Annotated in this window: 27 protein-coding genes and 1 pseudogene; 6 read left to right on the top strand and 22 right to left on the bottom strand. The window is 42.9% G+C overall.

Features of this window, described 5'->3' with window-relative positions; genetic code table 11:
- Positions 1-227 precede the first annotated feature (227 nt).
- The 3 genes from AC4E8A_RS03475 (at position 228) to AC4E8A_RS03465 (ending at position 2755) form a co-directional block, all read left to right on the top strand.
- Entirely contained in the window at positions 228-653 is a 426-nt protein-coding gene (locus AC4E8A_RS03475) for an organic hydroperoxide resistance protein (RefSeq protein ID WP_490196821.1), read from the top strand.
- Between the two features lie 392 nt (positions 654-1045).
- Positions 1046-2290 (top strand): DUF418 domain-containing protein, encoded by a 1245-nt coding sequence (locus tag AC4E8A_RS03470; protein ID WP_490196820.1) that lies wholly within the window; start codon positions 1046-1048, stop codon positions 2288-2290.
- A 147-nt stretch (positions 2291-2437) separates the two neighbouring features.
- Positions 2438-2755 (top strand): hypothetical protein, encoded by a 318-nt coding sequence (locus AC4E8A_RS03465; RefSeq protein WP_119548993.1) that lies wholly within the window; start codon positions 2438-2440, stop codon positions 2753-2755.
- Between the two features lie 188 nt (positions 2756-2943).
- Here the strand turns inward: AC4E8A_RS03465 and AC4E8A_RS03460 are convergent, their stop codons facing one another.
- A complete protein-coding gene (locus AC4E8A_RS03460; protein WP_490198757.1) occupies positions 2944-3948 on the bottom strand; it encodes a helix-turn-helix domain-containing protein in 1005 nt (334 codons plus the stop codon).
- Between the two features lie 322 nt (positions 3949-4270).
- Here AC4E8A_RS03460 and rpiA point away from each other — a divergent pair, with 322 nt between their 5' ends.
- The gene (gene rpiA / locus AC4E8A_RS03455; RefSeq protein ID WP_490196819.1) at positions 4271-4951 is read left to right on the top strand and encodes a ribose-5-phosphate isomerase RpiA; all 681 of its coding nucleotides are present in this window, start codon (positions 4271-4273) and stop codon (positions 4949-4951) included.
- Positions 4952-4974: 23 nt separating this feature from the next.
- Here the strand turns inward: rpiA and AC4E8A_RS03450 are convergent, their stop codons facing one another.
- From AC4E8A_RS03450 to AC4E8A_RS03395, 12 genes and pseudogenes are all read right to left on the bottom strand, one after another.
- The gene (locus tag AC4E8A_RS03450; protein ID WP_490196818.1) at positions 4975-5256 is read right to left on the bottom strand and encodes a cupin domain-containing protein; all 282 of its coding nucleotides are present in this window, start codon (positions 5254-5256) and stop codon (positions 4975-4977) included.
- A 23-nt stretch (positions 5257-5279) separates the two neighbouring features.
- On the bottom strand, positions 5280-6569 hold the full coding sequence (locus AC4E8A_RS03445; protein WP_490196817.1) for a TRAP transporter large permease: 1290 nt from the start codon (positions 6567-6569) through the stop codon (positions 5280-5282).
- Positions 6566-7045 (bottom strand): TRAP transporter small permease, encoded by a 480-nt coding sequence (locus AC4E8A_RS03440; RefSeq protein ID WP_490196816.1) that lies wholly within the window; start codon positions 7043-7045, stop codon positions 6566-6568. The genes AC4E8A_RS03445 and AC4E8A_RS03440 overlap by 4 nt, the downstream gene beginning before the upstream one ends.
- 69 nt (positions 7046-7114) lie before the next feature.
- Positions 7115-8137: a TRAP transporter substrate-binding protein gene (locus AC4E8A_RS03435; protein ID WP_490196815.1), complete on the bottom strand. Its 1023-nt coding sequence runs from the start codon at positions 8135-8137 to the stop codon at positions 7115-7117.
- 58 nt (positions 8138-8195) lie between these two features.
- Entirely contained in the window at positions 8196-8831 is a 636-nt protein-coding gene (locus tag AC4E8A_RS03430) for a bifunctional 4-hydroxy-2-oxoglutarate aldolase/2-dehydro-3-deoxy-phosphogluconate aldolase (RefSeq protein WP_490196814.1), read from the bottom strand.
- A gap of 36 nt (positions 8832-8867) precedes the next feature.
- Positions 8868-9419 (bottom strand): 6-phospho-3-hexuloisomerase, encoded by a 552-nt coding sequence (hxlB, locus tag AC4E8A_RS03425; protein ID WP_490196813.1) that lies wholly within the window; start codon positions 9417-9419, stop codon positions 8868-8870.
- On the bottom strand, positions 9403-10041 hold the full coding sequence (gene hxlA, locus AC4E8A_RS03420; RefSeq protein ID WP_490196812.1) for a 3-hexulose-6-phosphate synthase: 639 nt from the start codon (positions 10039-10041) through the stop codon (positions 9403-9405). Before hxlA ends, hxlB begins: the two co-directional genes overlap by 17 nt.
- An 11-nt stretch (positions 10042-10052) precedes the next feature.
- Positions 10053-11006, bottom strand: coding sequence for a sugar kinase (locus AC4E8A_RS03415; RefSeq protein ID WP_490196811.1), 954 nt, complete (start codon positions 11004-11006; stop codon positions 10053-10055).
- A 31-nt stretch (positions 11007-11037) separates the two neighbouring features.
- The gene (locus AC4E8A_RS03410) at positions 11038-12036 is read right to left on the bottom strand and encodes a substrate-binding domain-containing protein (protein WP_490196810.1); all 999 of its coding nucleotides are present in this window, start codon (positions 12034-12036) and stop codon (positions 11038-11040) included.
- Between the two features lie 312 nt (positions 12037-12348).
- A pseudogene (locus AC4E8A_RS03405) lies at positions 12349-12486 on the bottom strand (family 1 glycosylhydrolase); the annotation flags it as partial.
- Positions 12487-12548: 62 nt separating this feature from the next.
- Positions 12549-13598 (bottom strand): acyl-CoA dehydrogenase family protein, encoded by a 1050-nt coding sequence (locus AC4E8A_RS03400; RefSeq protein ID WP_490196809.1) that lies wholly within the window; start codon positions 13596-13598, stop codon positions 12549-12551.
- 5 nt (positions 13599-13603) lie between these two features.
- A complete protein-coding gene (locus AC4E8A_RS03395; protein WP_490196808.1) occupies positions 13604-14113 on the bottom strand; it encodes a ribonuclease FAU-1 family protein in 510 nt (169 codons plus the stop codon).
- Between the two features lie 150 nt (positions 14114-14263).
- Between AC4E8A_RS03395 and AC4E8A_RS03390 the strand changes: the two genes are divergently transcribed.
- Positions 14264-14404 (top strand): hypothetical protein, encoded by a 141-nt coding sequence (locus AC4E8A_RS03390; protein ID WP_490196807.1) that lies wholly within the window; start codon positions 14264-14266, stop codon positions 14402-14404.
- Between the two features lie 21 nt (positions 14405-14425).
- Positions 14426-14797, top strand: coding sequence for a hypothetical protein (locus AC4E8A_RS03385; protein ID WP_490196805.1), 372 nt, complete (start codon positions 14426-14428; stop codon positions 14795-14797).
- Between the two features lie 118 nt (positions 14798-14915).
- Here AC4E8A_RS03385 and AC4E8A_RS03380 read toward each other — a convergent pair whose 3' ends face one another.
- The 9 genes from AC4E8A_RS03380 to AC4E8A_RS03340 form a co-directional block, all read right to left on the bottom strand.
- Positions 14916-15566, bottom strand: coding sequence for a bifunctional 4-hydroxy-2-oxoglutarate aldolase/2-dehydro-3-deoxy-phosphogluconate aldolase (locus AC4E8A_RS03380; protein ID WP_490196804.1), 651 nt, complete (start codon positions 15564-15566; stop codon positions 14916-14918).
- 12 nt (positions 15567-15578) lie between these two features.
- A complete protein-coding gene (locus tag AC4E8A_RS03375; protein ID WP_490196803.1) occupies positions 15579-16520 on the bottom strand; it encodes a sugar kinase in 942 nt (313 codons plus the stop codon).
- Between the two features lie 101 nt (positions 16521-16621).
- Positions 16622-17470, bottom strand: coding sequence for an SDR family oxidoreductase (locus AC4E8A_RS03370; protein ID WP_490196802.1), 849 nt, complete (start codon positions 17468-17470; stop codon positions 16622-16624).
- Positions 17454-18542 carry a mannonate dehydratase gene (gene uxuA, locus AC4E8A_RS03365; protein ID WP_490196801.1) on the bottom strand — a complete coding sequence of 363 codons (1089 nt, stop codon included), beginning with the start codon at positions 18540-18542 and terminating at the stop codon, positions 17454-17456. The genes AC4E8A_RS03370 and uxuA overlap by 17 nt, the downstream gene beginning before the upstream one ends.
- A gap of 21 nt (positions 18543-18563) precedes the next feature.
- Positions 18564-19967, bottom strand: a complete 1404-nt coding sequence (gene uxaC, locus AC4E8A_RS03360; RefSeq protein WP_490196800.1) for a glucuronate isomerase — start codon at positions 19965-19967, stop codon at positions 18564-18566.
- Between the two features lie 28 nt (positions 19968-19995).
- The gene (locus AC4E8A_RS03355; protein WP_490196799.1) at positions 19996-20754 is read right to left on the bottom strand and encodes an SDR family NAD(P)-dependent oxidoreductase; all 759 of its coding nucleotides are present in this window, start codon (positions 20752-20754) and stop codon (positions 19996-19998) included.
- 30 nt (positions 20755-20784) lie between these two features.
- Positions 20785-22065, bottom strand: a complete 1281-nt coding sequence (locus AC4E8A_RS03350) for a TRAP transporter large permease (protein ID WP_490196798.1) — start codon at positions 22063-22065, stop codon at positions 20785-20787.
- A 21-nt stretch (positions 22066-22086) separates the two neighbouring features.
- Positions 22087-22560 carry a TRAP transporter small permease gene (locus tag AC4E8A_RS03345; RefSeq protein WP_490196797.1) on the bottom strand — a complete coding sequence of 158 codons (474 nt, stop codon included), beginning with the start codon at positions 22558-22560 and terminating at the stop codon, positions 22087-22089.
- Between the two features lie 12 nt (positions 22561-22572).
- Positions 22573-23592 (bottom strand): C4-dicarboxylate TRAP transporter substrate-binding protein, encoded by a 1020-nt coding sequence (locus AC4E8A_RS03340; protein WP_490196795.1) that lies wholly within the window; start codon positions 23590-23592, stop codon positions 22573-22575.
- Between the last annotated feature and the right edge of the window lie 30 nt (positions 23593-23622).

Raw genomic sequence — 23622 nt, 5'->3', positions numbered from 1 at the left:
ATTTCAATGCTAATCTCTCAGAAAAAATAAAGTCAGAATTCACTGGTAATTAGCAAAAACCTCTTCAATACGCTCCAAAAGGTTTAAAGTTCCTCTAGGAGTCTAAACTAACCAAGAGAACCTTTACCACACTACCGCAGTGAGGGACAGTCCCCCGGTGCGTTAATGCACTAAAGCCACATAGCAAACGACAGTCCAAAAATCCACTTATAAAGGAGAATGTTTATATGTCAGAGAAAGTATTCACTACATCTGTTTCAGCAGTAGGCGGCCGCGAAGGACGTGTGGAATCATCTGAAGGAAACATCAACTTACAATTAGCAATGCCAGGAACGCCAAGAAAAAAAGAGCTGCCCGAAGCAACAAATCCTGAGCAGTTATTCGCTGCCGGATATTCCGCTTGTTTCGATGGGGCTCTTCAATTGATCGCCAAAAAAGCAAAAGTGAATTTCGATTCTGAAGTGACAGCCAATGTGAGTCTCCTGAAAGACGAAGAAGACCAAGGCTTTAAACTGGCAGTGAAGCTGCAAGTGAAAGGAACGGGTGTCGACCGCGGTACCCTTGAGGACCTTGTCCACAAGGCCCATGATTTCTGCCCGTACTCCAAAGCAACACGCGGAAATATCGATGTCGAATTAGAGGTAGTAGAGTAAACAAAGGCTGTTCACAAAAGTGAGTGCCTCCGGAAATTTCCAAGAGAAGATCTTTTCCCATGTTACATGAAGGTCTTTCTGCCAATAGGAAGAGCAGCACTTTTCTTTCTTGCTTCCGTTCCTTCTGAAGAATTACGGCGATAATTCAAAGTTCATATCAAATAGCAAGGTTTTAAAAAACGCCCACGGTTGAGCAAAAAGCCTCAGCCGTGGGCGTTCTTCTTATTAATCAAACGTTTGATTAATAAAAAATACTTTAACGCATTAACGCGTCCGGGGACTGTCCCCGGACGCGTTAATGCGTTAAAGTACCCCACAGCAAAATTTTTACATTAATTCCATCTATCATCATATATAATGAGTATGTACATACTTAAAAAAGGAGAGAAACTATGAATTCATTACCTGTTTTGGGGAAGGATCGCATCGTGACAATCGATATCATCCGGGGGTTTGCGCTGTTCGGCATATTCCTTGTCAACATGCCGGCCTTTCATTCTGCTGAGTTTTTAACCTCCTATTACGGAATCGAGATTGAAAGGTCTGGAGCTGACTATTGGCTGGATTTATTTTTCATGCTGTTCATCGACATGAAGTTCTTCACGATCTTCTCTTTCCTGTTCGGACTCGGTTTTTATATTTTCATGAACCGTGCAGAACAGAAAGGATTGAAAGTGAATAATTTGTACCTGAGAAGGATTCTTGGCCTGTTCCTGTTCGGGGCAGCACATATCGTCTTCTTTTGGTTCGGAGACATCTTGCACACCTATGCCCTGACCGGACTGTTGCTGCTGGCTTTCTATAAGCGAAAAATCAAGACCATGATCATTTGGGCATTCAGCCTGCTGTTCGCGATCAATGCATTGTTCAGCATGTCACTGCTAATGCCAGGCGGCCTGCTCGAGGAACTGCATGGGATGAACGTTTCCATGTACAATGATCAAATCGGCGGCTATGTCGATGCCTATACCACTGCCAGTTACGGAGAGCTGGTTTCCTACCGCCTCGGAGCCGAAATCGCTCCGCTCATTTTAAATGTCATCCCGTCTATGATGCCCGTGCTTGCGATGTTCCTCTTTGGACTTGCTGCAGGGAAAGCCGGGATTTTCAAGCCTGATACCCCGCATCTCGGGCTTATCCGCAAAATCAGGAATCTCTCTCTATTGATCAGCATTCCGCTTGTCACCCTGCTCGCTTTATACCAGCAGGAAATTCTCGGTGCGGGGATCAAAAATTCAACATACGTACAGCTTTTTACAAGCCTCAGCGGAGTGTCTCTATGTTTCTTCTATATCTCGGCTTTGACACTGCTCTTGAGAAAAAATCATTGGCAAAAACGTTTGCGGCCGCTTGGATTTGCCGGACAGATGGCGTTGACCAACTACCTCTCGCAAACCATCATCTGTGTCGCCATCTTCGTCGGGTTCGGCCTATACGAACAAGTAAGCTTGTGGGCTGGCACCCTTCTTGCTCTGGTCATCTTTGCCGCACAAATTCTGTTCAGCTTCTTCTGGCTGAAGAAATTCCAGTTCGGTCCACTTGAATGGCTTTGGAGATCCTTTACTTATGGCAGATTTCAATCCATAAAAAAGAGAGACCCAGCCCCAGAGCCTGCAGATAACCAAGGGATACTATAAGAGACGCTTTAACGCATTAACGCATGTGGGGACTGTCCCCACATGCGTTAATGCGTTAAAGGATCAAGGCAATCTCCTCTCTATTCACACTTCCCCTCTTCTGCTATACTTCAAGAATACCTTTCACTAAAATCCGAGGTGTTCATCATGATCAACGCAACCGGCTGGGTGACCTTTTCCTATACACCCAAAGCCGTCAAAAACTATAAACCTAAAGCAATCAAAACCATCAATGCCTTCAGCAAAAATGGCAACAGATTCGATGTCCAAACCGTCTCTCCCCCATTCGACCGGGAAGGCGATATCGCCCTGCAGGTTAAATGCAACTTCGACATCAATATAAAGGAACGGTACGGATTCCGCGAAGGTGCGGATTACATCAGTGTCATTGGTGACGAACTCCAGCAGCTCCTTCCGATGGCCGGCGTGCCGATTACGCAGATTACGAATATTCATAGATTTTAGGGGAGGCGCCTCTCCTAAAATCTGTTTCTTATTAAAAATCCCCCTCCCCTGGTTACCAGCAGTTTTCTCTCTGAACTTCGATAGCGTTCCTGCTTAAAAATTCACATTATGCAGCAACCACGTTTACGAGAAGAACCTACCAAAAAGAAGCCTCCTCAGTACATCGAGAAAGCCCCAAATAATCTCATCTATTTACTAATTGGCCCCCGAAACAGTTTCGGATCAATAAACGGCATGACAGGGCTGATCTCACTGAAACCCTTCTTATCTAAAGCATCCACAGCCAGTTCATTCAATAGCTTTTCATCCATGAAAGGGGCAATAGGCAAAAGTGATTGGATCCCCTTTTCTTCATAGCTTTTCTGCGCACATTCTGCCAGTATATCCCCGCTTATCGAATAGGCCATGGCCGGTAACGCCCCCAGTCCTTTCCGTTCAAATTCCTCAACCGCAATCTCATCGATTATCTCTTGGCTGATGAAGGGTACTAAAGGAGACAAGCCTTCTCCACCAGATCGCTCAAATTCCTTCCTCGCACATTCATCGACAATTTCCTTGCTGATAAATGGTGCCAATGCAGCTAACCCTTTTAGTCCGGTAGATGCAAACTCGCGAACAGCACATTTATCGATGACCTCCTGACTGATGAAAGGAGCAATGACAGCCAGGGCGGAAAACGTATTCCTTCCCGCTTCCTGTTCTGCCAGCGAATCGATTTTCTCCTGGCCAATATAAGGAGCAATAGCCGCCAGCCCTTTTATACCGGCCTTATCAAACTCCCTCTCTGCCAATTGATCAATCAAGTCTTGTCCTATATAGGGGACAATCAATGAAAGCTCTTTCGATGACAGTTCTCCCTCCAGGTTCTGGTACACCATATCTGCCTGACCCTGCGTAATGATCGGCGCTGCTTGTAAAAGTTCGTCTTTATCCACTGATGTGAACGACATTCCCCCCTCATCTCCCACCAGGTTTTTAACCAACTGTGTCCCTGTGTCATGGGATAAAATCTCATCAATGCTCACAGTTAAAATCCTGGCAAGGCCGGGCAGCTTGGTGATATCCGGCATCGTTTCTCCCCGCTCCCAATTACTCACCGCCTGGAAACTGACTCCCATATGATCCGCAAGCGCCATTTGGGTAATCTTCTTTTCCTTCCTTAACCCCGCAATTACCTTTCCTACTTTCTTCATATCAAACAAACCCATCACCTCATTTCTAAGTATAAATCAAGTGTAGGCGCTGGAGACTGTTTTTCCTATCAAGTAATGCTTGAGTTCTGTTAAAAGAAGTTCAATCGTGAGTTGAACGATCTCGATTAATTCTCCATTTTATATACACCTGCAAAAAAACCCTGCTAAAGCAGCAAGGACCGTCCCCTCTTCGCAGCGTCCCAAATGGTTGATCATCCGGCTGTTTGATGAGGATCCAAGTGAATGTTGCCAACGAATAATCTCCCTATTCATTCCGTATTTCACCACCTTTTTTTGGTATACTTAGATAGAGGTGAAAGCAATGGAAACTGCAGATTTAAAAAAGAAAAGAGCTGGAGAGAAAGCAGCAGAATACATAGAAGACGGGATGGTAATCGGCTTAGGATCAGGCTCCACTGTATACTGGACAATGAAGAAATTATCAGAGTTGGTTGAGCAGGGGCTTCAAGTCAAAGGCATACCATCTTCAAAAAGAACAGAAGGCTGGGCGAAGGAGTTTGGCATTCCCCTTACCGATTTTTCCGAAACACAGACTCTGGATATTGCCATTGACGGCGCAGATGAAATTGATAAGGATTTTAATCTGATAAAAGGCGGTGGAGGATCCCTGGTTAGAGAAAAGTTTGTCGACTCGGCTGCTGGTAAGTTCATTGTTATAGCAGACGATTCTAAACTCGTTGACCAACTGGGTGCGACACCTCTGCCTGTGGAAATAATCCCTTTTGGATGGGAGGTAACCGCTGCTGCCATCGCTGGTTTAGGCTGTGAGCCGGTATTGAGGAAGAAAGAAGGCAACGTATTCATTTCTGACAATGGCAATTATATTCTAGACTGTCAATTTAACGGGTTTCCCAATCCAGCAGAAGCACATCATCAGATCAAACAGCTATTAGGTGTGGTTGAAACCGGTTTGTTCATCCATATGGCGGACATCCTTATCATTGGAAATGACAACGACATAGAAGTAATTGAAAAAGAGTAAGGAGAAAATTTCTCCTTACTCTTTTATGATGGAAGTAAATCTTTGCGGATCGGTGTAAATGTATCGAGGATGATACACTCTTCGATCACCTTGACCTGATGCTTTACATTGGAAGGGATGTACTGGACATCACCTGCATGCAAAGTCCGGGTTTCTCCGTCTACCGTAAACTCCACTTTTCCTTTTTCAATATAGCTCAACTGCTCTTCAGGATGCTGGTCGACATCTCCTTCGAATCCTGTTGCCAAGTCAACCTTTACAAGCATTAAAGAACCACTAGTTGCAAGAATTTCTCTTTTTACCATAGATGGACATCCTTTCTTAACAGTTAGAATAGATTAGGGTTGATCAGTTTCGGCAAATAAAATGCTACCGTCGGGAAGAAGGCGACAAATACCAGTACAGCCAAAACAATCAGGATGTATGGGATAACCGCTTTCAACGAGCGTTCTATTGACAAATCTCCAATCTTTGCAGCCAATAGTAAACATAGACCATACGGCGGTGTGACCAAACCGACTGCCAGTGTCATGACGACGATGATTCCAAGGTGTATCGGGTCGATTCCAAATTGGATCGCTGTCGGCAAGACAATCGGCACAAACAGGATCATGGCCGGAATGGCATCCATAAATGTCCCGATGAATAGGAAGAACACAATGATGATCAGGATGAATAACCATTTTGCCCCAATATTATTAGCGAAAAATTCTTGGGCGATTGTTGCCAATTGGTAGTAACTCATCAATTCACCAAGAGCGCTGGCAGCAGCCAGGGCGAAAAGGGACAAGGAGCTCAGGGCCAAAGTATCAATCAAGATCTTTGGCAAATCCTTTAACTTTAGTGTCTTATAGATGAACATTGAGATAAGCAGGGTATACAATGAGGCCACTGCTGCTGCTTCTGTTGCTGTGAAAAGGCCCGAGATGATTCCGCCGATGATGATGATGGGCGTCAATAACGCTGGGAAGGTTTCTACCAACAATTTAAAGAACTTTTTAGCTGTGGCTCTTTCATATTTAGGATAATTTTTTTTGATGGCCATGATATAAACAAATAACATCATTCCAAAGCCTACAAGAATTCCAGGTATGATACCGCCAAGGAAGAGCGCGCCTACTGACGCATTCGTCAGCCCGGCAAAAATGATCATCGGGATACTTGGCGGAATGATAACCCCTACTGTTGAGGAAGCAGCAGTCACGCCAACAGCCGTCTCTTTGTCGTATCCCTTTTTGATCATGTTTGGAATCAGGATTTTACCTACTCCGGCAGTATCCGCCTGTGCCGCACCGGAAACCCCTGCGAACATCATGGATACCAGAATATTGGCATGGGCCAGTCCTCCACGGATAGGACCCACGATCGTAAGCGCAAGATCAATCAACTTCTGGGAGATCTTCCCTGAGTTCATTAAGTTTGCTGCCAGGATAAACAATGGAACAGCCAGTAATACAAATGAATCTATACCATTCAGCATCTTCACTGGAACAGTGACTTCCGGGATATACGGGACATTCATGATACCCAGGAGGGCAACAATACCGATAACGAATGCAATGGGTATACCAATGAGCATAAAAATAACGAATACAGCTAACAAAACATAACCGATCATTGTGCCGCCTCCCTTCCTGCGAGTACCTTAATATGAGCAATAAGGTGTGAAATCAAATAGATGATCATTGTTGCTGCCATCACAGGAAGTGACAGCCAGACATACCCCATTTTTAATGAAGGGAGGGAAACCCAGTTATAAGACCAAAAGTTTTGAACGGCTGCGAGACCGTAATAAAAGATGGCAATATTAAATAATAATAGGACTGTATCATTAAAAAGACTGAGGGATGCTCTCTTCTTTCCTTTCAACTTCTGTAGAAGGAAGTCAAAAGTAAAGTGCTCTTTTCTGTTCACCATTACGGCTGCTCCCATGAACACTGCCCATATGAATGAGTAATTCGCTACTTCTTCTGTCCAAATAACAGATATCCCTAGATAGCGTGTTGTGATCTGGATGAGGATGGCGGTGAAAAAGGTACATAAACTCAAAACACCCACCACTATCTGTATTCGTTCCAGGAGTTTAATAAACATGATGTGTAACCCTCCTACTAAAGGATGAAAGGAAGGACACTGATTCGTGTCCGCATCCTCTTATTCTTCTTATTTTAAATCCAATACCTTCTGATAAAGTTCTTCTGCGCCCATTTCTTTGACAGCTTTCTCTTGAATCGGTTTTGCCAGTTCAATGAATGGTGCTCTATCCACTTCATTCACAATTGCGCCTTCGGAGATCGCTTTTTCCTTATACTCTTCTTCTTGCTTATAAAGTGCTTCTCTTTCAGCTTCCACTGATGCTTTAGCAGCTTCTATGATGATATCTTGCTGTTCTTTTGAATAAGAATCGAATTTCTTACCGTTCACCAGCAAGAAGCGGGTAGTGTAGTCATGTCCTGTTTCAGACACGTATTTTCCATTGTCTGTTTTGTGGTGGTTCTGTTGAACGAAATAAGGATAAGCATTTTCAGCAGAGTCTACAACTTTCTGTTGAAGTGCCTGGTAAAGCTCGCCCCACGCTACTGACGTAGGAATAGAACCTGTCTTCTTCCAATAGTCGGCAACCACGCCTGATGTCTGAGTTCTGATTGTCATGCCTTTAAGGTCTTCCACTTTCTCAACAGGTTTCTTTCCGTAGTAATGTCTTACTCCGGCAGTCCAGTATCCAATCAATTTGAAGTCATTGTTTGATTTTTCATTGATTAAGTCGGCGATTTGCTCTCCTACTTCTCCATCAACTGCTTTCTCCCAATGCTCATAGCTGTCAAACATATATGGAAGTGCCAAAAGGTCGATCTCTTTGATTCCTGTTTGTGTCATGAAGCCCGGTGATACCAATACAACATCTGCAGCACCAAGTTTCATTTTTTCAACAAGCTCAGATTCTTCAGTACCAAGAGTCCCTGCATGTACCTCTACTTCAATATTTCCATCAGATTGTTCTTCCGCAACTTCTTTGAACTTAAGCAAACCAGTTTGATAAGGGTTATCTGGTGAAGTCTGGTTATGTGCTGCGAGGATTTTTATCTTTCCACCGCCTTCACCGCCGGCCTCCTCACTGTTACAACCTGCGAGGATAACAGATACTGATAATAATAGAACTAGAAGTAATGAAGATAATTTTTTCATTTCTATGCCCTCCTAAATGTTTGAATTGACTTATAACTGCATACGCTTTCAGTTTCTGTTAAAAAATTTTTTTGAGTTGGTTCATATAGTGAGAAGCATTTTCCGTCAATGTTCTATAGTCTTCTTCACTCTTTAATTTTTCAGGGTTGACCAGATTGCTGCCCAGTCCTATTGCAGAAGCTCCGCCAGCCATATATTCCCCCATGTTTTCATTGTTGATCCCGCCTGTCACCATCAAAGGGATATAAGGAAATGGGCCATGGATATTCTTAATATATCCCGGTCCAAAGACGTTCGCCGGGAACACCTTGACCATATCCGCTCCACTTTCATAAGCAGTGAGGATTTCAGTTGGCGTCAGTGCACCTGGAATGCTTATGATGCCATATCTCTTTGTCATGGAAATGGTCTCTGGGTTCACAGTTGGCGAAACAATAAATTTTGCTCCTGCCATTATGCAAGACCTGGCTGTTTCCGGATCTAATACAGTTCCGGCACCTATCAGCAGCTCATCTTTGAATCGATCGGAAACCATTTCGATTAAGGTCGCTGCCTTTGGGGTTTCTGCAGTGATCTCGAGTGACTTCACTCCGCCTTTATGCAGAGCTTCAGCAATCTCTACTATATTATCGGGACTCGCCTTACGGATTACCGCTACGATCACATTTTCTTTTAGTTGGTTGAGTACATTCACTGACACTCACCTCCGTTAAAATTTAGACTTTCGGGCCTATTCCAAATTCGCATGCCGTTTATTCATTTCTTCATTTGCCGTTTCCGGATTTCCCAATGTTGAAATGATGATGGCATCCAAAAGCAGATGTACAGATTGATCAAATTGGTTCCCAAGCGGCTGGATTGTTGCCGGTTCTTCTGGACGACGGAATTTAGTCGCCGCCGGGACAACCAGTACGCCATCACTGATTTCTGCAATTTTGGCGGACCTGTTAGTCGTTACCAGGAATACCTTCGCACCTGTTTCTTTTGCTTTTGAAGCAAATTGATGGATTGAAGCGGTAGAACCTGAACCAGTTATAGCAATAAGCAAATCGTCTTTCTGGATACTCGGCGTAATGGTTTCCCCCGTTACATAGACTGTATAACCACCGTGCATCAAGCGCATCGCAAACGCCTTTCCCATTAACCCTGAACGTCCTTCACCGCTGATGAAGATCCGCTTGGCTGATTTCAATTCATCCGAAAGCCTCCTGGCTTCTGTTTCATCCACTCTGGATAACACTTGGGAAACTTCTTCTGCAACCGTATTAATGATTGATTTCATGTTGTCTGATCATTCCTTTCATTGTTGAGGCGGTTCCTGCGCTGTCTGCCGACTTGGTGATGGCACTTCCTACAATGACTGCAACCGGGCTGTACCTCAGTACATCCTGCAGGGAATCCAGGTTTATTCCTCCTGCAACCGTCGCTTCTATTCCAGGAAAATCACTTACTAACTCGAATATGCTTTCTGATAATTCCCCTTCTTGCTGCATATCTTTACCGAAGTGCAGGCTGACAAGGTCGACACCTAAGCCATTCAACTCTGCTATCCTTTTTTTATCAGTGACTCCCAATAAGTCAATCATGATTCTTTTTTGATACCGCTCTGCCACTTCCAGGGTATCTGCAATCGTTTTATCCGCTGAAAAAGCCATTACGGTCGTTATGTCTGCCCCGGCTTCAAAAGCTTGGATGGCTTCATGCTTCCCTGCATCACAGGTCTTCATATCCGCAACAATTGTTTTATCAGGGTAGGCTTCCTTTATGTCACGGACGATCGACATTCCGTATTCCTTGATGACGCCGGTCCCTACCTCAATCCAATCAATGTGGTCCTTTGTTTGACTTAGAATCTGAAAACATTCATCCCGACTCAAGCGGTCAAGTGCGAGCTGGATTCTCACCTTTCTTCCTCCTATCTTTCTACGAATTCTTTTTCTCCCATTTTCACCAGTACGTCTTCCAGGTAAGGCAGTCCTTCGTTGTCACCCGTAACACTGACGACCATCGATCCGATTGTATTGGCAAACGTCAATGTCTTCTCCAGGCTCCAGCCGTTTAGAACTCCATATATGAAGCCGGAATCAAATCCATCTCCTGCTCCGACTGTATCTACGACCTTCTTTGGCTTAACAGGCTCTGCTTCAAGGTACTGTCCGTCATGATAGCCGATGGAACCATCTTCGCCTCTCTTGATAGCAATATAGGAAATTCCCAATCTCTTACAATGAGTGATGATTTCTTGGGGATCGGTGGTGCCCAGCAGTAATTCAGCTTCCTCCATTCCCGTTAGAAAAATATCAACTAATGGAAGAATTTCATTCAGATTCTTCCTTGCTTCTTCTTTACTCCATAATTTAAGCCGTATATTTGGATCGAAAGAAACGAGCAAACCATTCTCTTTTGCCAGTTTGATTGCTTTTTTGATAACCGGCATGTTCTTCTCTTGATCAATCGCAGGGAAGATTCCGGTAATGTGAAGAAGCTTTGTCCCTTTAAAGTATTCTTTCTCTAAAGACTCCTCGGTTAAGGCAGTCGTAGGCGAGTTAGAACGGTAGTAAAAGGTGCTGCCGCTTCCATCCTCCATGATTTCCTTGAAATTCAAGGAAGTTGGATATCCATCGACAAGCTTGACTTCCGAAACATCGATTCCCTCACCACGGACAAAGTTGTAGATGTACTTGCCAAACTCATCGTTGCCCAATCGGCTGATCCATCCTGACTTCAAGCCCAGTCTGGAACATCCCAAGGCGACATTCAATTCGGCTCCCCCTACCTTTCTCTCAAAAGAGGAAACATATTTCATTGGCCCTCTAGTACTTGGGTTAAATGTCACCATTGCATCCCCAATTGTTATGACATCTTTCACAGTTATCAACTTCCTTTCATCTCTTGATTGCTTATGATTCCCTGATGATCAATTTTGGTTCGAAATGGTGAATGTTTACTTGTTTCGATTCATTCTTTTGGATATTTCCGAGCAGCTGCTCTGCTGCTGCTTTCCCCATTTCAAATGCCGGTTGGGCAATGGTTGTAATGGGCGGGCTAAAGAGATTTGCAAAAGAGATATCATCAATCCCGACAATCGAAATGTCTTCCGGGATTCTCATATTGTTCTCTTTAATAAATTTCAGTATTTCAATCAGAGCAAGATCATTACCAGCCAGTAAAGCTTGCGGCGGATTTTCCGATGAAAACAATTTGCTTAACTCTTGCGGTATTTTCTCAATATCAGAGCTTTTAATATAGTCATCCACAACTTTGATGCCATGGTCGGCCAGGGCTTCTTTATATCCTTGTATTCTTTCAATACGAGGAGTGAGCCCCCTGATGATCGAAGCCGTTACGATCCCGATCCGTTCATACCCTTTATGGACAAAATAGTCGACGGCAAGCCTTGCAGCTTTCTTATTGTCAAGCATGACTGAGGGGATAGGTACTTCCTCAACAGATCTATCCATAAAAATGACCGGGAACTTTTCATCCAGCATTTTTTGATACAAGCTTACATTTCCGCCTGTCGGAAAAATAATCAATCCATCAACCTGCTTGGCTCTCAACATCTCAATATACTTCTTTTCTTTCTCCGGATCTTCATCAGCATTGCAGACAATAATGTGAAAATCACTTTCATGGCAGTAATCCTCAATGGCGCGGATCACTTGTGTGGAAAAGGCATAAAGGATATTCGCCACAATCACTCCGATTGTAGAAGTGGACTTTTGTTTCAGGCTTCGGGCCACTATGTTTGGGAGGTACCCAAGTTCCTCGATAGCCTCTTCTATCCGGGTCTTTGTTTTTTCCCCCATGTAGTCATATCTCTTATTCAAGTATTGCGAGACCGTGCTTTTAGAAACATTCGCATGCTTGGCAACATCCGAAATTGTTATCGTTTTCATTTCAATCTACTCCATATTCAAATTCCTTCACTGTCTCTAAACCGATTTAGTAAACCGGTTTAGTAAAACGATTTAGTTACAGTATAAGACCTATGAAAGCGCTTTACAAGAGTTAATTTGAATTTTATTAATTTTTTTGTTTTTGTCATCCATATTAATATTCGATTTAAAATTTTTATATCCCTTCTTAATAATACAAAAGGATCAGTCCAAATGCGGACTGATCCTTTACTTTGTTTAAGGGACGAGACATGATATTAAGTGGTCATTTTGCTGTTTTTCAGCGGTCTCTGCCTTTCCCTTCCTTCTCTATTACAGATTCTCACCATTGCTGGCAATGACATCTTTATACCAGAAGAATGATTTCTTTCTGCTTCTTTCCATCGTGCCACTTCCATCATCGTGCTTATCCACATAGATGAAACCGTATCTCTTGGAATATTCACCTGATAAAGCAATACTCATACTCTATGCAACTAGTTTTTCAGGAATTTGATAAGGTACTTTCTCCCTCACTTATAAGGCGAAACCAACGCATGTTGAGAAGCCGTCAGTAAATCCCTCCACACCCGATTGAATGGCGTGTCCTGAGCAGACGCATACATCCCCAAGTAAGGATACAAGGTAAAGGCGGCTTCCCGGACTCCCTGGACAATCTGGGCACACACCGTCCCCACTTCATTGTATTGGTCTCCAGCAGACTCTCCCCGTACATGCAGGTCCCAGTTCCCTTCAATTGTGTTATAGAAGGTACGGTTCAGCAATTCCAGCCTGGTCTTCTGCTCTTCCAGAACACCGTCCAGCACTGGCTTTTTTGGAGACTCCTCCTGAAGCAGCTTCATATAGGACTGGGATTCCTCCATCAGGCGGCGCCCCAATCCGAGGACAACAGCTGTAAAAGATGCCTGCGCAAAAGGTTCGAATGGATAGGTGAAAACAGGTGCCTCCACAAGCCCATTGGATTCCATCACCGAAAATGACCGCTCTTCAGGAACAAACACTCCGTTCACCTTAATTGTATGGCTTCCCGTAGCTTTTAAGCCAAATGCGTTCCAATCCTTGATTATCTCTGCCTGTTCCGGTGTGAAGGCAAAAGCTCTCATTTCAGGTTCTGCACCCGCTCCTGAAATCAAGGCATTTGCTGTAAAAGTTGCAGCAAATTCTGCACCAGAACAATACGCCCATTCTCCAGTAACACGGTATCCGCCGTCACACTTCTCTGCATTTCCCGTCGGAGCTCCGCTTCCTGCAATTACTGCCTTCCTCGCCTGGAACACATCAGCCAAAGCCTCTTCCTTCATGTTTCCTGCAAAAAATCCGCCGCCGGAACCAATCGTCACCAGCCAGCCGAAGCTTCCATTTATAGCTGAAGCCTCTTCAAAAATCCGGACACTTTCAGGAAGAGAGACCATCCTCCCCCCAAGATTCTCGGGCACAAACAATTTAAATAGCCGGCTGTCATAGATGATTTGCAGCAGTTCATCCGGGAAAGTCCCCTCTTGATCCATCTCTTTTTCAAAAGAGCGGATGGTTCTTATTTGTTGATCTGTAAATTCTTTCATTCCTATCACCTCGTGCTATCATTTACCTTTTTTACAAGGATTTCTTTATGTACAGGGACCAGCTTAAACAACGGGAACTCCCCATCCTTAATCCATTGTAAGATCTTCCGCTGTTCCTTCCATGCTAAATCATATAGCGTTTGATCGATCTTTCCCAGCAAAAAAGCTTCTTCCAGTTCATCCACATCTTTCTCTATCACTTTGCCGGACGGAAGCACAATCAGGTCCAAATACAAATCCTCCATCCAGGGAACCTCATCCTCCAGATGGTTCTTCACACAAATATCGATGTACCACTGAACAATCTCGCCATCTGCATTATACATCGTCGTTACACAATGATGTTCATCCTCTGGAAATTGATGAAGCCACATATATCCATCATTTACAATACAGATGGGCTCATCAGCATAACGAACCATCAAAGGGTGGGTAACCTTCACTGTATGTAATAAGGTGATGCTTCCATTAAACTGATCCGTTTTCAAAAAGGATTGCGCATACCTGCTCTCCAAGATCCTTTTCCAACCATGGCGATTTCCATATTTTCTTTTCAGTACTTCCCTCTCCCTTGCGTTTTCCGTTCTAGTTTATGGTAAAATTATACCAAATTATTTAATTAAATTGAATAATCTAAAAACAAGCAAAGTGAAAGGAGCAAAAGTTTGTTTTTTGTAAATGTAATGATCGTCTACCTCATTCTCGTTCCTCTGGCGGTTTTGATCCATGAGGTCGGACACGCCCTGGGAGCTGTTCTGTTCACAAAACAAAGCCGTGCCAATGTATTTATAGGTCCTCCTGCCTAGGAAAATTCGAGAAATTTCAGGATGGGAAGGATTCATTTTCATTTACGATTGGCGACCTTCGGATACTGCTCCTCAGTGGACCAAGATGGAAAACCATCCACTGAAAGGATGTCTAATAGGCAGCGGATGGCCTTTTATGCAGGGGGGCCGGCCCTATCGCTTATTTTTTCCGTGTTTGCGCAGACAGCTGCTCCCCATCTTTCCGGAGAATTTTTTACACTCATGCAGGCATTCACCGTCATCAACGTCTTTACCTTCCTCTCCACCAGCCTGCCTTATATATACCCAAAATGGAAAAAAGGCCTTGGCGGGACTCCTACTGATGGGTACAGAGTGAGGAAGGTATGGCGGGAGATGAAAGAGCAGAAGAAAGGAGAGAAAAGGGCTGTGTAACCAGAATGAACTTGTGGGTGTTTTTTAGCATAATAATCTTTAACATCAGCAAAAAAGATAGCTTTACCACGTAAGAGTAAAGCTATCTATTATAGGTATTTTTATAAGTATACTTAGTTTATCTATGTTTTGCGTCCCTTACACTCGTTACATATTGGGAAGCTTTCTCCCTGATCCACTCAAAGTCGCCATTCTCGATTGCTTCACGATTCAATAAGCTTCCACCTACACCTACTGCTTCCACTCCAGCTTTAATGAAATCTGCAGCATTGTTTTCATTTATGCCACCGGTAGAAACCATTGGGATATGAGATAGTGGACCTTTCACGTCTTTGATAAATTTCACTCCAAGAACAGATGAAGGGAAGACTTTTACCATATCAGCTCCACATTCTATTGCTTGAACCATTTCACTTGGCGTCATTACTCCCGGTATAACCACCTTCCCATATCGGAGAGCTGTTTTTACCACTTCTGGGTTATAACTTGGACTGAGGACAAATTCGGCACCCTTGCTTATAGCTAACTGGGCAGCTGGTCCATCCAATACTGTCCCCGCCCCGATGACTGCTTGGCCTTTGAATTTTTTTGAAAGAGTTTCAATCACTGAATAAGCATTTTCCCCATCAACCGTAATTTCCAATAGAGTGATTCCAGATGAAATGAGCGTCTGAGCCAGTTCTTCCAATCTTTCTTCAGGAACATTCCTAATGACGGCTATTATGCCTTCTTCCTGTATCTTCCTCAACGTTTCAATTTTGCTAATCATTTCTTTTCCTCCTTATCTAAAGATTTCTTCTTTTCCTGAGGAAAGGATTTGATGCCAATATGGATAGCCTTCTGCATCTCCTGGAACTGTTAAAGCAAACGCCGCAACTTTGTTCGCTAACTGAACAGCCTCCCTGAGCGATAGTTTTCTGATCATTCCTGATAAGAACCCTGCTGCAAATCCATCTCCCGCACCAATCGGATCCACAACATGCTGGACCTTTTCGCCATCGACATATCCTTCTTGTGTGGCAGTCGCATAATAAGCACCTTTCTTTCCAAGCTTAAGAACAACGGTTTCAGTTGAATCAGTCAAAAGAGCTTTGGCGATCTTTTCCGGTTCCGTTTCGCCTGTTAAAATTGACCCTTCTTCAATTCCAGGAAGGATCACATCACATATACGAGCGATTTCTCTTAAAGTTCTTCCTGCTTCCTCCTTCGACCAAAGTTTCAATCGAATATTCGGATCGAAGACAACCTTGACATTATGTGACTTAGCCAGTTCAATTGCTTTAAAGATTGTTTCTTTGCTTGTATCACTCAACGCCGGAGTGATTCCCGTTATGTGGAGGAACTCCGCACTTGCAATGTAATCTTCATTAAGATCCGATGGTTTCAGCTGGCTTGCGGCAGAGTTTCTACGATAATAATAGACCTGCGGTTCCCCTCCGCTTTTTCTTTCTTTAAAGAACACTGCGGTTTGATGGTGTTGATCAAATACCACCTGTGAGGTATCTACACCTTCTCCCCTAATGAAATTACGCACAAACAAACCAAAATCATCGCTCCCCAGCCTGCTCATCCAGCCCGCTTGATGACCAAGTCTGGAAAGGGCAATGGCTACATTTGATTCGGCACCGCCTATCGTCTTGTCAAACTTTCCTGCATAGCAAAATGATCCGACTGAATCAGGAGTAAACAAGACCATCGACTCACCAATAGTAACTACATCCATCCTCCATATCTCCTTCCAATAAGCTAACTAGTCAGGCATTAATACTAAGTACCCTCTACTATAAAAAAAGATAAGCAGAAAACACTTATCTTTTTTTATAGTTACACACCTGAGTAAGCCATAAATCCACCGTCTACCGGGACCGTGATTCCTGTTACAAACCCTGATGAGTTGTTATCAACGAGCCACAGTAAAGTACCCAATAAATCTTCAGGCTTCCCAAAACGATTCATTGGTGTATGGGAAATGATCTTATTAGATCGCTCTGTTAAAGTTCCATCTTCATTTGTTAATAGATTCCTATTTTGTTCAGTCAAAAAGAAGCCAGGAGCAATTGCATTTACACGAATTCCAGCATCCGCAAAATGAACAGCGAGCCATTGGGTCAGATTTTCAATTCCCGCTTTTGCTGCACTGTAGGCAGGTACCTTCGTCATTGGTGACGGGGCGCTCATAGAAGACATATTGACCACTACCGCTCCTTGGCGCTTTACCATATCTTTGCCAAACACCTGTGTAGGGATGAGAGTCCCCAACAAATTCAAATCAAAGACAAATCCAAATCCTTCTTTCGTTAAATCAAAGAAAGTCTTCGTTTCCTTGTCCTCTAAGTCATCTAAATCAAAGGTTTCTTTCGTCGTAATTCCATCTGGGTGGTTTCCGCCTGCACCATTAATCAAAATATCGCAGACTCCGAATCTCTCAAGTATTTCATTTCTGGCATTTTGTACGCTCTCTTGATCCAAAACATCACAAGCAACCGCAAAAGCTTCTCCACCAGCACTGATGATGTCATCTTCCACAGCCTTGCCGTTTTCCAATGTCCTATTCAAAATTGCTACCTTTACTCCTTGCCTCCCAAGTTCTCTGGCCATTGCACCGCATAATATACCGCTGCCGCCGGTCACGACAGCTACTTTTCCTTCTAAATGTTTATTTATTTCTAACATCTTCACGCACCTCTTTCATTCTTTCTAGTGAATCCCAAATTCCCCAAAGGTACATGATACCAAGAGCACGATCATATAATCCGTAGCCCGGCCGGCATTTTTCATCCCAAATATGTCTCCCATGGTCCGGCCTTGCATAACCTTTGAAACCAAGATCATGAAATGCTTTCATGATTTTATAAATATCAATGGAACCATCTTCTGTGCGATGAGACTTCTCGACAAAATCCCCATTCTCGAAATGTTCCAAGTTACGGATATGAGCAAAATGGATTCGGTCCCCAAACTCGCTAATCATTTCTGGCAAATCATTGACCAGATTAGCTCCCAAAGAACCTGAGCAGAATGTCAAACCATTATACGGATTATCTACTAAACGCAGAAACCTCTCGACATTTTGTTTATTGGTTATGACTCTCGGCAATCCGAACACAGGCCATGGTGGATCATCCGGGTGGATGGCCATTTTAATATCACACTCTTCAGCTACAGGTATGATTTCCTCAAGGAAAAATTTAAGATTTCCCCAAAGCTGCTCTTCTGAAAATTCCTTATAGGCTTCAAAGAGGTCTGCCAATTTCTCTAAACGTTCAGGTTCCCAACCAGGAAGTGTGAAATCTTTATTTTCTAAAAAGCTGTTGACTAGATCGTCAGGCTTTATATTTTCAATTTTATTTTTTTCGTAAAATAGAGCAGTAGAACCATCCTCTAATTCTTTGAAAAGATCTGTCCGAATCCAATCGAATATCGGCATGAAGTTATAGCAAATGACCTTCACGCCCACTTTAGCCAAACGCCTGATCGTTTCTTTATAATTTTCGATATATTGATCCCTGGTCGAGAGTCCCAGTTTAATATCTTCATGGACATTTACACTCTCCACTACGTCGATATTGAATCCATAGGCATCTGCTTGCTGCTTCACTTCATTAATCTTCTCTATAGGCCATACTTGTCCTGGAGCTATATCATGAAGAGCCCAGACAATTCCCTCTACACCAGGTATTTGTTTTATATAGGAAAGAGGAATTGTATCATTTCCTTCACCAAACCATCTAAACACCATTTTCATTTTTTTATCACCTGATCATCTCTAAGATTCTATACCTAAGTAGCTTTCGATGTTAAAGAAGCATATATTTTTCACGATGTCTTCCAACGTATCCCAATCTGCCGGATACTCCCCATTTTCCACCCAATTCCCGATGACATTACAAAGAATCCTTCTAAAGTATTCGTGCCTTGTATAAGATAAAAAACTCCTTGAATCTGTTAACATACCAATGAATCTTGACAACAACCCGCAGTTAGCCAAAGTTTTTATCTGTTCTACCATTCCATCTCGTTGATCTGTGAACCACCAAGCAGTTCCGAATTGAACTTTCCCTGGAATCTCATCCTGGAAGTTGCCAATCATTGACGCAATCATATAGTTATCTTTTGGGTTCAAATTATAGAGTATCGTTTTTGGCAAAGACTCATCGTAATCGAGCGAGTTCAGCAGATTGGATAAGTCCTCTGCATACGTAAAATCAGCAATCGAATCAAAGCCGGCATTAGGTCCGACTTCCTCCAGCTTTCTCTGATTATTATTTCGCAGGGCTCCGATATGAAGCTGCATTGCCCACCCATACTTCTTGTAAAGCCTGCCTAACGATTTCATCATTGCTGTTTTATATTTAATAACTTCCACTTGAGTCAGCTTTTCATTCCCTAGGCCTTTGCCCAAAATCCTATTGATTTCTTGTTCTTCTGCCTCCAAATAAAAATTCGAGTCTAAGCCATGGTCGGACAACCTGCAGCCGACTTCATGGAAGTACTCAATCCTTGTTTCAAGGCTTGCCACCAAATCAGAAAAAGACTCTATCCTGGAGTTTGCCGCATTTTCCAACCGGCCTATCCAGTCACTAAAGTCATCACTATCAACATTTAATGCTCCATCAGGACGAAAAGTAGGAAGTACTTTCACATCAAAATCCCGCTCTTCCTTTAACTGCTTGTGGTAAATTAAATCATCAAGCGGATCATCCGTTGTACAGATTCCTTTAACATTTGATCTTTTGATTAATTCCCGTGCCGAAAATTCTTTGGAAGCCAATAAATCATTGCACTTATCCCAGATTTCCTGAGCTGTTTTACCATTGAGCGGCTTTGTTACATTAAAATATCTTTGCAGCTCCAAATGAGTCCAATGGTAGAGTGGATTCCCGATTGTATAAGGGATTGTTTCAGCCCATTTCATGAACTTTCCTTTTGCATCCCCATCACCTGTTATCCACTTTTCCTCTATACCATTGCTGCGAAGCGCCCGCCATTTGTAATGATCATCATTGAGCCAAATCTCTGTCAGATTTGAAAAAGACTTATCTTCGGCAATTTCTTTAGCCGAAAGATGACAATGGTAATCAAAGATGGGCATATCCTTAGCAAAGGTGTGATAAAGTGATTGTGCTGTCTCTGTTTCTAGCAAAAAATTATCATCCATGAATGCTTTCATAAGGATCCTCCTCATCCATAGTTGTTATCTAAGCCATCAAGAGGCCGCCGTTAACCTCGATGATTTCCCCCGTAATATAGCTTGCATAATGCGATGCCAAATACAAGGCAGTGCCTGCTACCTCATCAGCTGTTCCTTCTCTGCCCAGCGGCACTTGGCCGGCCATACTTTTCCTCATTTCATCTGTTGAATACCGATCATGGAATGGTGTTGTAATGATGCCTGGCGCAATGCCATTCACCCGGATATTACTATCGGCCAATTCTTTGGCCAGTCCTCTTGTGAAAGTACTTACTGCAGCTTTTGCCGAGGCATAAGCTACCGCTCCGCCACCTCCGCCGTTACGTGCTGCAAGGGAAGTCATATTGATGATGGAGCCTTCTTCTGTCCCCTTCATCAATGGCAGTACTGCTTGAGTCACATGAAATACGGAATTCACATTGATGTCCATGATTTTGTTCCAAGATTCAACATCCAATTCTTCAATTTTTGCTCGTTTAACCATGGTGCCTGCATTATTTATTAAGATATCGATTCGAGAAAATGAACTTCTTATTTCAGAAACCATCTGTTTGACCTTTTCCCTGTCTGTAACATCTCCTGTAACAAGCATGGCTTTTGATCCCGATTTTCGGATCTCCTTAAGCGTCTCTTCAGCTGCAACAACATTCGAATTCCCATGAACAATGACGCTTGCTCCGTTTTCAGCAAATTTCAATGCGATTGCACGCCCTATACCCGTACTGCTGCCTGTCACAAAAACTACTTTATCCTGAAAAGAAAACAATTGACTTCCTCCTTTTTATAGCCATTAAAATTACATGAACATATTCGGTAAAAACATCACAACCCCGGGAACAAAGACAAGAACGAGAACTAATACAATAACTCCCAAAATAAAAGGAAGAGCTTCCTTTATGTATTCTTCAATAGGCACCTTCATAATAGAGGTTGTTGTATACATCGTCACTCCCACTGGAGGCGTCATCCCTCCAAAGGTTACAATCGTCATCATTAAAATTCCAAAGTGAACCGGATCTACGCCAATTTGTTTAATGATTGGCAGGAAGATAGGTGTTAATAAAAGAACCAATACTGTAGATTCTATGAACATACCTGCTACAACAAGGAACACTAAAATGAGAATAAGCAGAAGATGTTGATTGCTTGTTATTCCAATCATAAATTCCGCTGCTGATTGCGGCAGCCTATCGTATGTAATAAGAAACCCGATGATAGAAGAAGCTGAAATGATAAGCAGAATCGATGCATTATCCAATACAGACTGTTCTATTGATTCCTTAAATCCTTTCCAATCCAATTCCTTATATACAAAAAAGCCGATGATTATCGCATAGACAACAGCAAATGCTCCAGCCTCCGATGCAGTAAACACACCAAAACGGATTCCTACTACTAGAATCACCGGAAATATAAGTGCCCATATGCTATCCTTCAGGGAAACAAGGACTTCCTTAAATGTTGCTCTTTTTCTGGTCTCCTCCTGGTCGTACCCCCTTTTCTTGGCAACAGCGTAGGAAACAAACATCAAGAACAACATCATGAGGATTCCCGGTACAATACCAGCCAAGAATAACCGGCCTATAGAGACTTCTCCCACATATCCATAGAGGATCAGTCCGATACTTGGAGGAATAGTCGCCGTAATCAAAGAACTGATGGCGATAACTGCTGCAGAATAACCGCCTGAGTAGCCTCTAGCTACCATCTGATGCCCTAATATTCTACTCTGCATAGCGGCGTCGGCATTAGCCGATCCCGAGATACCGCCCATTATTGTACTGAGTACTATGGAAACGTGTGCGAGACTCCCAACTAAATGTCCAGTTAAGGCATTTGCAAATCGGATAAGCCTTTTCGTGATACCAGATGCATTCATAAGATTTCCTGCTAGAATAAAAAATGGTACCGCTAATAATGGAAACGATTGAGTACCGACAACCATTCTTTGCGTCGTGATTTCAATCGGCAAATTAGGCTCTATGATAAAAAATGATAAACTGGCCAACCCAATGGCAAATGCCACAGGCATATTCAAAAACAATAATATAAAGAAGATTATCGCTACAAGAAGCACTTATCTTCACTCCTTTCCCCTTCAGTCTGAAGCTCTAAGAGACATAAATTTCCCTTTTAACTTATACAGCGATGTACAGATCATAAGAATGCTCCCAATCGGAACTGCCAACGTAACCAATGAATAGCTTAATGGCAGGTTGTTAATCATCCTTACTGAATTCTCCATGCTTAATCGCAATCCATAGATGCATAGAAAAACTAAAAAACCGATAACTAATAGACTCATAAGTATCTCGATAATCAAGCGCAGTCTCTTCGGGAGCTTCTTTGTAAAGAAATCAACTCCAATATGCTTATCCTCACGCAAACAGCGATTTGCCCCTAAAAAAATCACCCAAACAAACAGAAGCTGCGCGAATTCAACAGACCATGAGATGGGAGATCCAGCCCATCTCATTACTGCAGCAAGGAATACAAAGATAACTACACCTATCATTAATAGACTGGTAATGAAATTCTCAATTTTTACATATCCCTGTATCATTTTTGCCATTTTTATCACTCACTATTTTCCTAGAATTTTGTTAATCTCTTCTCTAAGATCTTCATATCCGTCAAACTTTCCATAGACACTCTCTGTAGCTTCCTTGAATGGCTCTACATCCACTTCGTCTATTTCTACACCCTTATCTTTCAGCTTTTCTTCAAATTCTGCCAATAAGTCGACTGTTTCGTTGGATGCTTTTTCACCTGCTTTTGCAGCCTCTTCTAATACAATCTCCTGATACTCTTTTGGCAGTCCCTCTACCCAATCAGAACCTGCAACCAGACCAGTCAGAAGCTGGAAGTGCCCTGTTTTGGTAATGTACTTAATGACTTCGTGCAGATTTGCTCCAAAAGTAGCTGGATGCTGCGCTTCCGCTCCGTCAATTACACCTTGTGAAATTCCTGGATATACTTCAGACCAAGCCAATCCTGTCGGGCTTGCTCCCATAGCTGAAATTGTCTCAGTCCAAATCGGCGCACCTGGTGTACGTAATTTCAGACCTTTTAAATCAGAAGGCTTTTCGATTTTTTTATTCGTCAACAAGTGGCGGTCGCCTTGATACCAGTTAAATGAAAGAACTTGCAATCTATGTTCCTGTGCCAGCTGGTCTTCCCATCCTTTAAATAAATCAGACTGCACAACTTGATTAGCTTCATCATAGTTATCAACTATGTATGGTGCGGATAAGATACCAATTTCAGGTACCATCTCAGCCAGCCTTCCTGCATCTACCAAAACCGCAACATTTGCTCCAACTTTTGCTTGTTCCAGAATGTCTTTGTCTTCACCCAATGAACCGCTTCCAAAAATCTCAATAACGACGTCTCCATTAGTTTTCTCTTCAACATTCTTTTTCATTGCTTCTAATCCCTGATAAATGGGGTCAGTTTCAGTCAAAGCAGTTCCCACTTTCAATGTATACTTCTCACCTTTTCCACCGGTAGATCCAGAACCTGATGCCTCTTGACCACCACAAGCAGCGAGCAGCAGCATCGTCAATGCTAAAAGCAAGGAAACTATTTTTCTGTTTAATTTCATTTTCATATCCCCCTGTTCAATTATTAATAA

This window comes from Bacillus sp. SRL337, from assembly GCF_984799155.1.
This window is presented reverse-complemented; position numbering and strand designations above follow the sequence as displayed.